The organism is Streptomyces sp. NPDC047130, from assembly GCF_040643475.1.
GTDB lineage: Bacteria > Actinomycetota > Actinomycetes > Streptomycetales > Streptomycetaceae > Streptomyces.
Genome location: NZ_JBEYUK010000014.1, coordinates 45,755 through 58,337 on the forward strand (window position 1 = coordinate 45,755; position 12,583 = coordinate 58,337).

At 74.1% G+C, this 12,583-nt stretch carries 12 protein-coding genes; 3 read left to right on the plus strand and 9 right to left on the minus strand.

Features of this window, described 5'->3' with window-relative positions:
• Positions 1–46: 46 nt before the first annotated feature.
• The 3 genes from ABZ836_RS18315 to ABZ836_RS18325 form a co-directional block, all read right to left on the minus strand.
• Complete coding sequence (locus ABZ836_RS18315; RefSeq protein ID WP_361143378.1) at positions 47–391, minus strand: hypothetical protein; 345 nt, start codon at positions 389–391, stop codon at positions 47–49.
• Positions 392–395: 4 nt separating this feature from the next.
• A complete protein-coding gene (locus tag ABZ836_RS18320) occupies positions 396–1,988 on the minus strand; it encodes an alkaline phosphatase D family protein (protein WP_361143381.1) in 1,593 nt (530 codons plus the stop codon).
• 151 nt (positions 1,989–2,139) lie between these two features.
• The gene (locus ABZ836_RS18325; RefSeq protein ID WP_361143384.1) at positions 2,140–2,985 is read right to left on the minus strand and encodes an alpha/beta hydrolase; all 846 of its coding nucleotides are present in this window, start codon (positions 2,983–2,985) and stop codon (positions 2,140–2,142) included.
• Between the two features lie 161 nt (positions 2,986–3,146).
• On the opposite strand from ABZ836_RS18325, the gene sigJ reads away from it, so the two are divergent.
• Both sigJ and ABZ836_RS18335 read left to right on the plus strand, forming a co-directional pair.
• On the plus strand, positions 3,147–4,076 hold the full coding sequence (gene sigJ / locus ABZ836_RS18330; protein ID WP_356134672.1) for an RNA polymerase sigma factor SigJ: 930 nt from the start codon (positions 3,147–3,149) through the stop codon (positions 4,074–4,076).
• Between the two features lie 198 nt (positions 4,077–4,274).
• Positions 4,275–5,036: a GntR family transcriptional regulator gene (locus ABZ836_RS18335; protein ID WP_361143387.1), complete on the plus strand. Its 762-nt coding sequence runs from the start codon at positions 4,275–4,277 to the stop codon at positions 5,034–5,036.
• A 197-nt stretch (positions 5,037–5,233) separates the two neighbouring features.
• Here ABZ836_RS18335 and ABZ836_RS18340 read toward each other — a convergent pair whose 3' ends face one another.
• Positions 5,234–6,391 (minus strand): ROK family transcriptional regulator, encoded by a 1,158-nt coding sequence (locus ABZ836_RS18340; RefSeq protein ID WP_356134676.1) that lies wholly within the window; start codon positions 6,389–6,391, stop codon positions 5,234–5,236.
• A 134-nt stretch (positions 6,392–6,525) separates the two neighbouring features.
• On the opposite strand from ABZ836_RS18340, the gene ABZ836_RS18345 reads away from it, so the two are divergent.
• Positions 6,526–6,975, plus strand: coding sequence for a hypothetical protein (locus ABZ836_RS18345; RefSeq protein WP_356134678.1), 450 nt, complete (start codon positions 6,526–6,528; stop codon positions 6,973–6,975).
• Positions 6,976–6,994: 19 nt separating this feature from the next.
• On the opposite strand, the gene mug is transcribed toward ABZ836_RS18345, so the two are convergent.
• The 5 genes from mug to ABZ836_RS18370 all read right to left on the minus strand — a co-directional run bounded on the left by mug (position 6,995) and on the right by ABZ836_RS18370 (position 12,465).
• Entirely contained in the window at positions 6,995–7,546 is a 552-nt protein-coding gene (gene mug / locus ABZ836_RS18350; RefSeq protein ID WP_361143391.1) for a G/U mismatch-specific DNA glycosylase, read from the minus strand.
• 19 nt (positions 7,547–7,565) lie between these two features.
• Complete coding sequence (gene purB / locus ABZ836_RS18355; protein WP_356134682.1) at positions 7,566–9,005, minus strand: adenylosuccinate lyase; 1,440 nt, start codon at positions 9,003–9,005, stop codon at positions 7,566–7,568.
• A 212-nt stretch (positions 9,006–9,217) separates the two neighbouring features.
• Positions 9,218–9,994 carry an SGNH/GDSL hydrolase family protein gene (locus ABZ836_RS18360; protein WP_356134684.1) on the minus strand — a complete coding sequence of 259 codons (777 nt, stop codon included), beginning with the start codon at positions 9,992–9,994 and terminating at the stop codon, positions 9,218–9,220.
• Between the two features lie 105 nt (positions 9,995–10,099).
• The gene (locus ABZ836_RS18365; protein WP_361143395.1) at positions 10,100–11,116 is read right to left on the minus strand and encodes a hemolysin family protein; all 1,017 of its coding nucleotides are present in this window, start codon (positions 11,114–11,116) and stop codon (positions 10,100–10,102) included.
• A complete protein-coding gene (locus ABZ836_RS18370; protein WP_356134688.1) occupies positions 11,113–12,465 on the minus strand; it encodes a hemolysin family protein in 1,353 nt (450 codons plus the stop codon). Before ABZ836_RS18370 ends, ABZ836_RS18365 begins: the two co-directional genes overlap by 4 nt.
• Between the last annotated feature and the right edge of the window lie 118 nt (positions 12,466–12,583).

A 12,583-nucleotide genomic window follows, 5' to 3' on the forward strand; every position in this document is an offset into this window, starting at 1 on the left:
TTTGTGACCGTCCGGTTAAGCGGTCTTCTGTCCGCTATGGGGGATCTCACACGACGGATCCTCCCGGACGGGAACCCGCGGCCCGCAGGGCCGTGCGCAGGCGGCGGGCCTGGGTCACCAGCCGGGACGATCCGCGCCGGTCGGCGACCTCGTCCAGCCCCGCGACGGCGTCCGGCGCCCCGGTCCGTTCCGCGCACTCCGCGGCCAGGGCGACCAGGTCGCCCAGGGCCCGGGCGGCGACCGGTTCCGGTGCCGCCGGCAGCGGCGGCAGCAGCGCCCGCAGCACCGACCACACGGTGCGGTGGGCGCCGCCGTTCGCCGCGGTGCGCAGCGCGTCCGCGAGACGGGTGGGCCGCACGGCGCCGGAGAGGACGAGGGCGGCCAGGTCCACCGGGCTACTGACCGACCAGCCCCGGCCGGAGGACCTTGGTGAACAGCACCGCCCCGTCCTGCTCCCGCAGCCGCACCGTCATCTCGCCGCTGCCACCGTCGATCTCCACCTCGCCGAAGAACTGGTAGCCCTCGGCCGGCGAGACGTTGGAGGCGGTGGGCGCCTTCACGAACACCCGCTCCGGACCGAAGGTGCCGTCCAGCGCGCTCGCCGGGAAGGCCCCCGCGTTGAGCGGGCCGGAGACGAACTCCCAGAACGGTTCGAAGTCGGTGAACGCCGCCCGCGACGGCTGGTAGTGCTGTGCTGAGGTGTGGTGGACGTCGGCGGTCAGCCACACCGTGCCGGTGATCCGGCGGTGCTTGACGAACCGCAGCAGCTCCGCGATCTGCAGTTCCCGTCCCAGCGGCGCCCCCGGGTCGCCCTGGGCCACCGCCTCGACGTTCCGCCGCCCCTCGGTGGTGTCCGGGACCACCAGGCCCAGCGGCATGTCCGCGGCGATCACCTTCCACACCGCGTTGGAACGCGCCAGCTCCCGCTTCAGCCACTCCAGTTGCTCGCGCCCCAGGATGCCCTGCGGGTCGACGGTCCCGGTGCCGGAGGAGTTGGCGTTGCGGTAGGTGCGCATGTCCAGCACGAACACGTCCAGCAGCGGGCCGTGCCGCACCACCCGGTACATCCGGCCCTCACGCCGGCCCGGGGTCAGCGTGGAGACCGGGTAGTACTCGCTCACCGCCCGGCGGGCCCGCTCGACCAGCACGTCGACGCGCTTCTCGGTGTACCGGACGTCCGTGTCGGCGATGATCTGGCCCGGGTACCAGTTGTTGCGGACCTCGTGGTCGTCCCACTGCACGATCGTGGGCACCCGCGCGTTGAAGCGGCGCAGGTTCTCGTCGAGCAGGTTGTAGCGGAAGTTGCCCCGGAACTCCGCGAGGGTCTCGGCGACCTTGCTCTTCTCCTCGGTCACGACGTTCCGGTACACCCGGCCGTCGGGCAGCGCGGCGGTGGCCGCGATGGGACCGTCGGCGTAGACGCTGTCGCCGCTGAGCAGGAAGAAGTCCGGGTCCAGCCGGGCCATCGCGTCGTAGATGCGGTAACCGCCCAGGTCCGGGTTGATGCCCCAGCCCTGCCCCGCGAGGTCGCCCGACCACAGGAAGCGCAGGCCCTGCCGGCGGCGGGCGGGAGCGGTCCGGAAGGTGCCGGTGACCGGTTCGCCGGTGCGGCGCGGGTCGTCCGGGTCGGCCAGCAGCACCCGGTAGTGGACCTGCTCACCGGGCGGCAGACCGCGCAGCCGGGTCGTGCCGGTGAAGTCGGTGTCCCCGCCCAGCAGCGGTCCCGGCACCCGGCGGACCCTGCGGAACGACTCGGTGGGCGACACCTCGACGACCATCCGGGCCGGGCGGTCCGAACGGACCCAGACCAGGCCCGAGTCGGCGGTCACGTCACCGGCCTGGACGCCCCACGCCGCACGGGGACGCCCCGAAAGCGCGAACGCCGGGGCGGCGGAACCCACTCCCACGGGCAGGGCCAGGGCCGCCGAGGCGGCGAGGGAACCCCGCAGCACACTGCGGCGTGCCGGGACGGACGGGTGGTCGGACATGACTGCGCCTCCGGGAACGGGAAACCGACGGGAGAAGGGACACCGGCCGGGACGGGCCGGCCGGTGTGCGCAGCCAGACCTACTCCCGCCGCACGGCCCGCAGGCGAACCCCGGGTGAACAACGCGCTCCGCCGTCACCCGCCCGGCGGGCTCAGCGCCCGGAGCCCCCGCCGCTGCCGTCCCGCAGCACCCGCGCGACCAGGGCCGGGTCGTCGTTCATTGGCACGTGACCGCAGCCGCGCAGGCGTATCAGGCGGGCGCGCGGAATGGTCCGCTTGGCCCGCACGCCCTGGCGGGGCAGCAGCAGCCGGTCCTTGTCCCCCCAGGCCACCGTCACCGGAACGCCGGGCAGGTCCTCGGCGAAGGTCAGCCCGGCGCCCGCCCGCAGGGTCCGCTCGAACCCCGGGGCGTGTTTCAGCGCCAGCGTCTCGGCGACCACGTCCTCCGGGCGCCGGCGTCCCGGCCGCGCGTAAATCGTCCCGGTCAGCGCCGCCCGCCCGGCGGCGGACCGGGCCAGCTGCCGCACGACCGGCACCGGCAGCCGCAGGGCGCCCTCACGCATCACCCGCAGCACCGACGCGGCGTAGCGCCACTCGCCCGGCGACCAGAAGCCGCCCGGGGAGAGCGCGGTCACCGTGCGGACCTGCCCGCGGCGGCCCATCTCCAGGGCGAGCAGGCCGCCCAGCGAGTTGCCCGCCACATGCGGCCGCTCGACGCCCAGCGCGGCGCACAGGGCGCCCAGCACCGTCGTGACGGTCGGCAGGTCGTACTCCAGCCCCTCCGGCAGCGCCGGCGAGGCCCCGAAGCCGGGGAGGTCCACGGCGATCACCTCCCGGTCCGCGGCCAGAATGCGGCTCACCGGGTCCCAGGCCTGGAGGTGGTGCCCGATCCCGTGCAGCAGCAGGAGCGGCTCGCCGGAGCCCTCCCGCCGGTACGAGACGGTCACGGTCCGGGGGCCGTGCGGGGACGGGACGTCGAAGGAGACGGTGTCGGTCATGGGCTCCTCGTACGGATACGGAACGGATGGGGAGGCCGACGGCCGTTGACAGCTTGTCAGCAAAGGCCGTCCGCGGATAGGGGAGGGCCGGGCGGTCGCACGTGCCCCCGCCGCGCGGAAAGTGCCTGGACACCACGGGCCGTTCGGGATGGGATGGCACGGTGACCACCGACTCCGCCGCCGAGGCCGCCGCCGCAGAGTTCGAGTCCCACCGCGCGCTGCTGACCGGCGTCGCCTACCGGATGCTGGGCCGGGTCGCGGACGCCGAGGACGTGGTGCAGGACGCCTGGCTGCGGTGGGCGGGCACCGACCGGTCGGTGGTGCGGGAGCCGCGCGCCTACCTGACCCGCGTGGTCACCCGGCTCGCCCTCGACCGGCTGCGGCAGGTCAAGGCGCGCCAGGAGTCCTACGTGGGCCCCTGGCTGCCGGAGCCCTGGCCCACCGGCCCGGGCACGGACGGGGCGCCCGGCACGCTCGGCGCGCCGCCCGCCGACGCCGCGCGGCGTGCGGAACTCGCGGACACCGTCTCCTTCGCCGTGCTGGTGGTGCTGGAGACCCTGTCGCCGCTGGAGCGCGCCGTCTTCGTGCTGCGCGAGGCGTTCGCGTTCCCGTACGCGGAGATCGCCGCCATGCTCGACCGCGGTGAGGACGCCGTGCGCCGGATGGCCGTCCGGGCCCGCCGTCACGTCGAGGAGGGGCGGCCCCGCTACCGGGCCGAGCCCGGGGAACGCAGGGACCTCACCGAGCGGTTCCTCGCCGCGGCCGCGGGCGGCGACCTGGACGGGCTGCTCCGCGTCCTGGCGCCCGACGTCCGGCTGGTCGCCGACTCCGGAGGCAGGGCCAAGGCCCCGCTGCGCGAGCTGTTCACCGCCGAGAAGGTCGCGCGCTTCTTCCGCGGCATCAGGTCGCACGCGGCCGGGGCGTGGTCCCTCCGTCCGGTCGAGGTCAACGGCGCGCCCGCCCACCTGATCCTGGAGGACGGCCGGCCGGAGACCCTGGTGCAGGTCGAGGTCGTCGACGGCCTGGTCGGGCGGGTGTACCTGGTGCGCAACCCGGACAAGCTGCGCCGCCTCGTCGAGACGCACGGTTGACCGAAGGCGTCCGGATGCCTTCGAGCGCGAACACCGTGTGAACGCTGTGTGGTGTTCCCTGCCCGATTCCTCCTCCGGTTCCAGGATTGGTCTTGACCAGGTCTGGGGGGCGTCCTATGGTCGCAGGAAAGTTCAACAACCTTTAATAAACAAGGGCGTCTAAAGCGTCGCCGGCCACGCAGCACCGTGGAGGACAGGGTGGGGACCACGCAGCTGGAATCGGTGTCGGAGCCGAAGTACTGGCATTTGAGGACGGTGCTGAGCCAGGCACTGGACTCCGAGTTCGAGGTGGGCGAGGTACTGCCCAACGAGCGTGAACTCGCCGCCCGCTTCGGCGTCGCCAGGGCGACGCTCCGGCAGGCTCTGGAACAGCTCGAACTGGAAGGACGGCTGCAGCGCCGCCGCGGTGTGGGCACCACCGTCGCCCCGCCGCGGGTCGGGGTGGCCGTGGAGACCGAGCGGCCGCTGTGGCCGGGCGCCCCGGGCGACGCCTGGCAGCCGCTGGACTGCGCGCAGGCCGCAGCGCCCGCCGCCGTCGCGGACACGTTGGACATCGCCGCGGACGAGCGGGTGCACACGCTGCGGCGTTCGCTGACCGCGCACGGCCAGATCGTGGCCGCCGAACTCCTCTACGTGCCGGCCGCGTCGTTGCCCGAGCTCACCGCCATCGACGCGCCCGCGGGCCCGGCCCGCGCCCGGGCGGTCCTGCGCGAGCTGCAGCGCCTGACGCTCGAGGGCCAGGACCGTGCCGTGGAACTCGGCACGGCGCGCGCCGAGGACGCCAAGGACCTCGACCGGCTGCCCGGAGCGCCGGTGCTGGTGGTCACCACGCGGTTCTTCGCCGAGGGGCGGACGGCCGCGGTCTCGGTGGCGACCTACCGCGCGGACACCTGCCGGCTCACCTTCGGCGCCTCGGGCGACGTGCGGATCGTCCACGAGACGCAACGACGCGCCTGCTGACCGCGCGACCGGACCCCGCCGCCCCGTCGCGGGAGCGCTCCCGCGGCGAGCTGCGCGGGGCCGGTGCCGCGGTGGCGACGGCCTCGCGGGCGGGCTCCCGCCGTGTCACCCCGGCAGCGGCGCCCGGCCCCGAGGGTGGCGCGGCGCGGGCAGGGAGGCGCCGTCGGCGCGGGTGGCGCGGCGCGGGTGACGGGACGTCACCGGCGGGCGGTCACCGTGCTGTCCACGGCGAACAGCTGCTCCTCCACGTGGTCCAGGGCGAGCCGCAGCGCGCCGGTGGCGACGGCCGCCTCGCCGAGGACGGAGAGGGTGACCCTCGGGGTGCGCAGGCAGTAGCGGGCGAGCTCCTGTCGGAGCGGTTCCAGGACGTCGTCGAGTCCGGCCGCCCAGCCGCCGACCACCACCAGTTCGGGGTCGAGCGCCAGCACCAGGGCGGCCACGTCGTGCACCAGCCGCTGGATGAAGCGCTCCACGGCGGCCCGTGCCCGGGCGTCGCCGTCCCTGGCCTGCTGGAAGACCTGGGCCACCGCCTGCTCGTCCAGCGGGCGCAGCGGCTCGTCCTCGGTGGACAGCAGGCTCTCCGGGGTCTCCTCGCGGCCCAGCAGGTGGAGGGCGCCGATCTCCCCGGCCGCGCCGCCGAAGCCGCGGTGCAGCCGCCCGCCGATGAGCGAGCCCGCGCCGGGGCTGAGGCCGGCCAGCACGAAGACCATGTCGTCCGACTCGGTGGCCGCGCCCTTCCAGTGTTCGGCCACCGCCGCCGCGTTGGCGTCGTTCTCCACCAGGACCGGGCACTTGAAGGAGCGGCTGAGCCGCTCGCCGAGCGGCAGGCCGGTCCACTCGGGCAGCGCCGTGCCCAGCCGGACCGTGCCGTCGGCCTCGACGATGCCGGGGGTGCCGACGCCCACCGCCCACAGCGAGCCCCGCGACACCCCCGCGCGGCGCAGCAGTTCGGCCACGCCGGTCCGCATGCGTTCGATGCGGTCGTCCGCGGTGGCGGTCTCCTCGACCTCCTTGGTGAGGCTGTCCAGGACCCGCCCGTCGAGGTCGGAGAGGAGCGCGGTCACCCGGTGGGCGCCGATCTCCAGCCCCAGCAGGTGCCCCGTCTCGGCGCGGAACCGGAAGCGGCGGGCCGGCCGGCCCTGACGGCGCGTCGCGCCCTCGTCCGCGGGGGCCTCGGTCACCAGGCCCGCCTGGATCAGCCCGTCGACCACGCCCTCCACGGTGGGCCGGGACAGGCCGGTGACGCGGGTGATCTCGGTCAGTGTCGCGCAGTCGACCGCGCGCAGCGCGTGCAGCACCACGGCGGAGTTGATCCGCCGCAGCAGCGAGGGGTCACCGCCGGTCAGGCGTCCCACTGGTCCGTCCTCCCAGCTCTCTGCGGATGTTGGCCGGATGTTACTCGGCGTTCGCCCCTCCGGCGAGGACCGGGCCGGGGTTCGCGGAACTGACGGCACGGCAGTTGTCGGTGGTGCCGGGTTTACTGGAACGCATGAGCATCGCACGTCATCTCGCCGTGGTGGAACGGCTGTGCGGTCTGGAGCTGCCGGAGGAGGGCCCGGGGGCCGCCGGCCGCCTGACCGGGCCGGAGTGGTCCGGCCCGGGATGGCGGGTGGCCGAACTCCGCCGCAGCGAGGACCTCTGGGAGGACCGGGCGCCCGAGGAGGAGACGGCCGACCAGTTCGAGTGCGAGCGTGAGGCGCTGGCCCAGAGGCTGACGGCGCGCTGGGGCGAGCCGCAGCGGGTGGGGCTGTTCGGCGCCTTCCTCCGCTCCATGGAGGGGGACGGGATACCCGATCCCTGGGGGTGGCTCTGCCAGGACCTGCCGGACGTGCACCTGTGGCGGGCCCGGGGGCGGTGGATAGCCCTCGGGGTCTCCCATCCCGACCGGGAGCACCCGTTCTCGCTGCTCGCCGTGGTCACCCGTCACGACCCGCCGTAGCGGGCCCCGCGGCGGTCGGTCAGTCCTCCGCGGCCTCGCGGAGCCGTGCGTACTCCTCGGCCATGGTCGCCGCCGTCCAGTGGGCGTTGAGGCCGCTCGGGTTGGGCAGCACCCACACCCGGGTGCCGCCGCCCATGACGCGTTCCTGGGGACCCACGGCCGCCTTGCGGTCGCCGAAGGCGGCCCGGTAGGCGGTGACGCCCAGGACGGCCAGCCAGCGCGGTCGCAGCAGCTCCGTCTTGGCCTCCAGGATCCGGCCGCCCTCCAGGTACTCCTCCGCGGTCAGCTCGTCGGCACGGGCCGTCGCCCGCTCGACCACGTTGGTGATGCCGAGCCCGAACGACAGCAACGCGCGCTGCTCCGACGGGTCGAGGCGCCGCGGCGTGAAGCCGGACAGGTGCAGCACCGGCCAGAAGCGGTTGCCGGGGCGGGCGAAGTGGTGGCCGGTGGCGGCCGTCATCAGGCCCGGGTTGATGCCGCAGAACAGCACCCGCAGGCCGCCCGCGACCACATCGGGCACGATGCGGTCGCGGGCGGCCTCGAGTTCCTCGCGGGTGAAGCGGGGGCTCATGGTGCGATCGGCCGCCCGGTCAGAGGATGGCGCCGGGGGCGTACGCCGCGGCCTGCGGGTACCGCTTGACGATCTCCTCGACCCGGGCCACCACCACCCCGACCTGGTCGGCGGCCGCGCCGGTGAACGACAGCTTGTCCGCCATCAGCTCGTCCAGCGCCGCACGGTCCAGCGGAATGCGGCCGTCGGCGGCGAGCCGGTCCAGCAGCTCGTTGCGTCCGGCGCCCTGCTCGCGCATGGCGAGGGCACAGGCGACGGCGTTCTCCTTGATCGCCTCGTGCGCCTCCTCGCGGCCCACACCGGCGCGCACCGAGGCCATCAGCACCTTGGTGGTGGCCAGGAACGGAAGGTAGCGGTCCAGCTCGCGGGCGATCACGGCCGGGAAGGCGCCGAACTCGTCGAGCACGGTCAGGAAGGTCTCCAGCAGGCCGTCCAGCGCGAAGAAGGCGTCCGGCAGCGCGACCCGGCGGACCACGGAGCAGGAGACGTCGCCCTCGTTCCACTGGTCGCCCGCCAGCTCGCCGGTCATCGAGGCGTAGCCGCGCAGGATCACCATCAGGCCGTTCACGCGCTCGCAGGAGCGGGTGTTCATCTTGTGCGGCATCGCGGAGGAACCGACCTGGCCCGGCTTGAAGCCCTCGGTGACCAGCTCGTGGCCCGCCATCAGGCGGATCGTCTTCGCCAGCGAGGACGGGGCCGCCGCGAGCTGAACGAGGGTGGTGACGACCTCGTAGTCCAGCGAGCGCGGGTAGACCTGGCCGACCGAGGTGAAGGCCTGGCCGAAGCCGAGGTGGCCGGCGATCCGGTCCTCGAGCTCGGCCAGCTTCCCGGCGTCGCCGCCGAGCAGGTCCAGCATGTCCTGGGAGGTGCCGACCGGGCCCTTGATGCCGCGCAGCGGGTAGCGGCCGAGCAGCTCCTCCAGGCGGGCGTGGGCCACCAGCAGCTCGTCGGTGGCGGTGGCGAAGCGCTTGCCGAGGGTGGTGGCCTGGGCCGCCACGTTGTGGGAACGTCCGGCCATCACCAGCTCGCCGTACTCGGCGGACAGGCGGCCGAGGCGGGCCAGCACCGCGACGACCCGGTCGCGGACCAGTTCGAGGGAGAGGCGGATCTGGAGCTGCTCGACGTTCTCGGTCAGGTCGCGGGAGGTCATGCCCTTGTGGACCTGCTCGTGGCCGGCGAGGGCGTTGAACTCCTCGATGCGCGCCTTCACGTCGTGCCGGGTGACCTTCTCGCGCTCGGCGACGGAGGCCAGGTCGACCTGGTCGAGCACCCGCTCGTAGTCGGCGAGCGCGGCGTCCGGCACCTCGATCCCGAGGTCCTTCTGGGCGCGGAGCACGGCGAGCCAGAGCCGGCGCTCGAGCTTCACCTTCTCCTCGGGGGACCAGAGCGTGGCGAGCTCGGCGGAGGCGTAGCGTCCGGCGAGGACGTTCGGAATGCGGGGCTTGGCGGGAGAAGTCACGTAACCGGATTCTACTGTTCGTTCCTGCAGGTCCACGCCGCGGCCCCGTTCGTCGGAACCTACAGGGCCCGTGGCGCCGCCTCCCGCGGGGCTGCCGGGCTGCCGGGCTGCCGGGCTGCCGGGCCACCGGGGCGCCAGGCCGCCGGGTCGCCAGGCTCCGGGCCGTCGGGACGGCGCGCGAGCCCCGCGCGCCGTCCCGGCCCGTCCCCGCGTCACTCGTAGGGCAGCAGGTCCGCGCGCTTGGGCAGCAGGCCGTCGCCGGAGGAGCGGCCGGTGAGGCGGCGGGCGATCCACGGCAGCAGGTGGACCCGGGCGAACCGGGCGTCGGCGACCCGGCGGCGCAGCCAGGGCTCCGGGGGAGTGGCCGCCATCGGGATGTGCCACCCCTGGTCCTCCGGCTCGTACCCGAGGCCCTGCCAGACCGCCTCGGCGACCCGCCGGTGCCCCTCGGGGGCGAGGTGGATGCGGTCCACGTCCCACACCCGGGGATCGGCCAGCGCCGGCGCCCCGTAGAGGTCGATCAGCACCGCCCCGTGCCGCGACGCCAGCACGTCCAGCGTCTCGAACAGCGCCTCCATGCGCGGCCGGAACCGCTCCATCACGGGCCCGCGCCGCCCGGGGCTGCGCATCAGCACCAGCTGCTTGCAGGCCGGCGCCAGCCGCTCGACGGCCTCCTCCAGCAGCCCCGTCACCCGCCCCATGTCGCAGTTCGGGCGCATCGCGTCGTTGAGTCCGCCGACCAGCGTGATGACGTCGGCGCCCATCGCCGCGGCGACGTCCACCTGCTCGTCGAGGATCTGGCCGATCAGCTTGCCGCGGATCGCCAGGTTGGCGTACCGGAAACCGGGGGCGCGGGCGGCCATCCGGGCCGCGAGGAGGTCCGCCCAGCCGCGGTAGGTGCCGTCGGGAAGCCGGTCGGACATGCCCTCGGTGAAGGAATCGCCCAGGGCGACGAGGCTGGAGTACGTGGGTGCGGGATTCGTCTGCATGGCGCGACCGATCGTATCGCCGTCACATACCGCCCAGTCGGTCGCCCCCGGACACGGCGAGGGCCGGGCCCCCTCGGGGGGCCCGGCCCTCGCGGCACGGCGGGATCAGGCCGTCGGCTGGCCGAACAGCTCGCGCAGCACGTCCTCCATGGTGACCAGACCCGTCAGCCGCCCGTCGGAGCCGAGCACCGCGGCCAGGTGGGTCCGGCTGCCGCGCAGGGCGGTCAGCACGTCGTCCAGCGGGGTGTTCTCCCGCACCCGGGCGATGGGCCGCATGGTCTGCACCCGGAACGGCAGGTCGCGCGGCATCGCGTCGAGGGCGTCCTTGACGTGCAGGTAGCCGATGATCCGCCGCTCGTCGTCCACCACCGGGAAGCGGGAGAAGCCGGTCTCCGCGGAGAGCGCCTCCAGCTCGGCGGGGGTGACGCCCAGGCTGACGTAGCGGACCTTCTCCAGCGGCAGCAGGACCTCGCCCACCGGGCGGCGGCCCAGCTCCAGCGCGTCGTTCAGACGCTCCCGGGCCCGCTCGTCGATCAGACCGGCCTCCCCGGAGTCCTTCACCATCTGGGCCAGCTCGGCGTCCGAGAAGGAGGCCGTGACCTCGTCCTTCGGCTCCACCTTGAGCAGCTTCAGCAGGGTGTTGGCGAAGGCGTTGATCGTGAAGATCACCGGGCGCAGCGCCTTGGCGATCGCCACCAGCGGAGGTCCGAGCAGCAGCGCCGTGCGCACCGGCTCGGCCAGCGCGACGTTCTTGGGCACCATCTCGCCGAGCAGCATGTGCAGATAGGTCGCCAGGCTCAGCGCGATCACGAACGAGACCGCGTGACCCGCGCCGGAGGGCATGCCCATCGCGTGGAACAGCGGCTCCAGCAGGTGCGCGATGGCCGGCTCGGCCACCACGCCCAGCACCAGCGTCGACAGGGTGATGCCGAGCTGGGCGGCGGCCATCAGGGCCGAGACGTGCTCCAGCCCCCACAGCACCCGGCCGGCGCGGCGGTCGCCCTCCTCGGCGTGCGGCTCGATCTGGCTGCGCCGGACCGAGATCAGGGCGAACTCGGCGCCGACGAAGAAGGCGTTCAGGACCAGGGTCAGCAGACCGATCAGCAGTTGTACGGCGGTCATCGGGTCGCTCCCTGTCCCTTCTCGGCGTCGACGTCGGCGGTGTCGGCCGGCGGTGCGGTCAGCAGCACGCGGGCGGCACGGTGGCCGGACGCGTCCAGCACCTCCACGCGCCACCCGGCGACCTCCACGACGTCCCCGAGGACCGGTATCCGGCCGAGCGAGGTCGCGACCACGCCGGCCAGCGTCTCGTAGGGGCCGTCCGGGACCCGCATGCCGATCCGGGCGAGCTGGTCGGTGCGGGCGGCGCCGTCGGCGTCGTAGACCGCGCGGCCGTCGGGGTCGGTGCCGGCCGGGGCCAGGTCGGGGGTCTGGTACGGGTCGTGCTCGTCGTGGACCTCGCCCACGACCTCCTCGACGATGTCCTCCAGCGTCACCACGCCCGCGGTGCCGCCGTACTCGTCGATCACCACGGCCATGGTGCGGCCGCCGGACAGCCGGTCGAGCAGCCGCTCCACGGTCAGCGACTCCGGCACCAGCAGCGGCTCGCGCAGCAGCTCCGAGACGTGCACCTTGGCGCGCCGCTCGGCGGGCAGCGCCAGCACGTCCTTGATGTGCACCGTGCCGACCACCCGGTCCAGGTTCCCCCGGTACACCGGATAGCGGGACAGGCCGGTGGCGCGCGTCGCGTTGGCCACGTCCTCGCAGGTCGCCTGGGCCTCCAGGGCGACCACCTGGACGCGCGGGGTCATAACGTTCTCGGCGGTCAGCTCCGCCAGGTTCAGCGTGCGGACGAACAGCTCCGCGGTGTCGGCCTCCAGCGCGCCCTGCTTCGCGGAGTGCCGGGCGAGAGCCGCCAGCTCCTGCGGGCCGCGCGCGGAGGCCAGCTCCTCGGCGGGCTCCAGGCCCATCCGCCGCACCACCCGGTTGGCGGTGTTGTTGAGATGGGTGATGAAGGGGCCGAAGACCGCGCTGAACAGGCGCTGGGGCGTGGCCACCTTGCGGGCCACGGACAGCGGGGCGGAGATCGCCCAGTTCTTCGGGACCAGCTCGCCGACGACCATCAGGAAGACCGTCGACAGTGCCGTGCCCAGCACCAGGGCCACCGAGCTCGCGGCGGACCGGGAGAGGCCGAGGGCGCCGAGCGGGCCCGAGATCAGCCGGGCGATCGACGGCTCGGCGAGCATGCCGACCACCAGGTTGGTGACGGTGATGCCGAGCTGCGCACCGGAGAGCTGGAAGGTCAGACCACGGACGGCCTTCAGGGCGCTCGCCGCGCCCCGGTCGCCGTTCTGCGCGGCGCGCTCGAGGTCGGCGCGTTCCACGGTGGTCAAGGAGAATTCCGCCGCCACGAAGGCACCGCAGGCCAGCGAGAGCAGGACTGCCAACAGCAGGAGGAGGACCTCGGTCACCGGGTCGCCTCCCCACGGCCGGGAAGTGCGGAAGAAACGTCAGGAAGGCTGCTACTGGGAGGCTCGCCCATGGGCGGACGCTCACACACCTTTCGAAAGAGAGCCATGATCACCGTGA

What these genes read in the sequence shown, in the direction of transcription:
- mug (WP_361143391.1), bottom strand. Translation starts at nt 7,546, where the DNA reads ATGAGCCCCCGCTTCACCCGCGAGGAACTCGAGGCCGCCCGCGACCGC.
- ABZ836_RS18365 (WP_361143395.1), bottom strand. Translation starts at nt 11,116, where the DNA reads ATGACCGCCGTACAACTGCTGATCGGTCTGCTGACCCTGGTCCTGAAC.
- ABZ836_RS18325 (WP_361143384.1), bottom strand. Translation starts at nt 2,985, where the DNA reads ATGACCGACACCGTCTCCTTCGACGTCCCGTCCCCGCACGGCCCCCGG.
- ABZ836_RS18320 (WP_361143381.1), bottom strand. Translation starts at nt 1,988, where the DNA reads ATGTCCGACCACCCGTCCGTCCCGGCACGCCGCAGTGTGCTGCGGGGT.
- ABZ836_RS18345 (WP_356134678.1), top strand. Translation starts at nt 6,526, where the DNA reads ATGAGCATCGCACGTCATCTCGCCGTGGTGGAACGGCTGTGCGGTCTG.
- ABZ836_RS18360 (WP_356134684.1), bottom strand. Translation starts at nt 9,994, where the DNA reads ATGCAGACGAATCCCGCACCCACGTACTCCAGCCTCGTCGCCCTGGGC.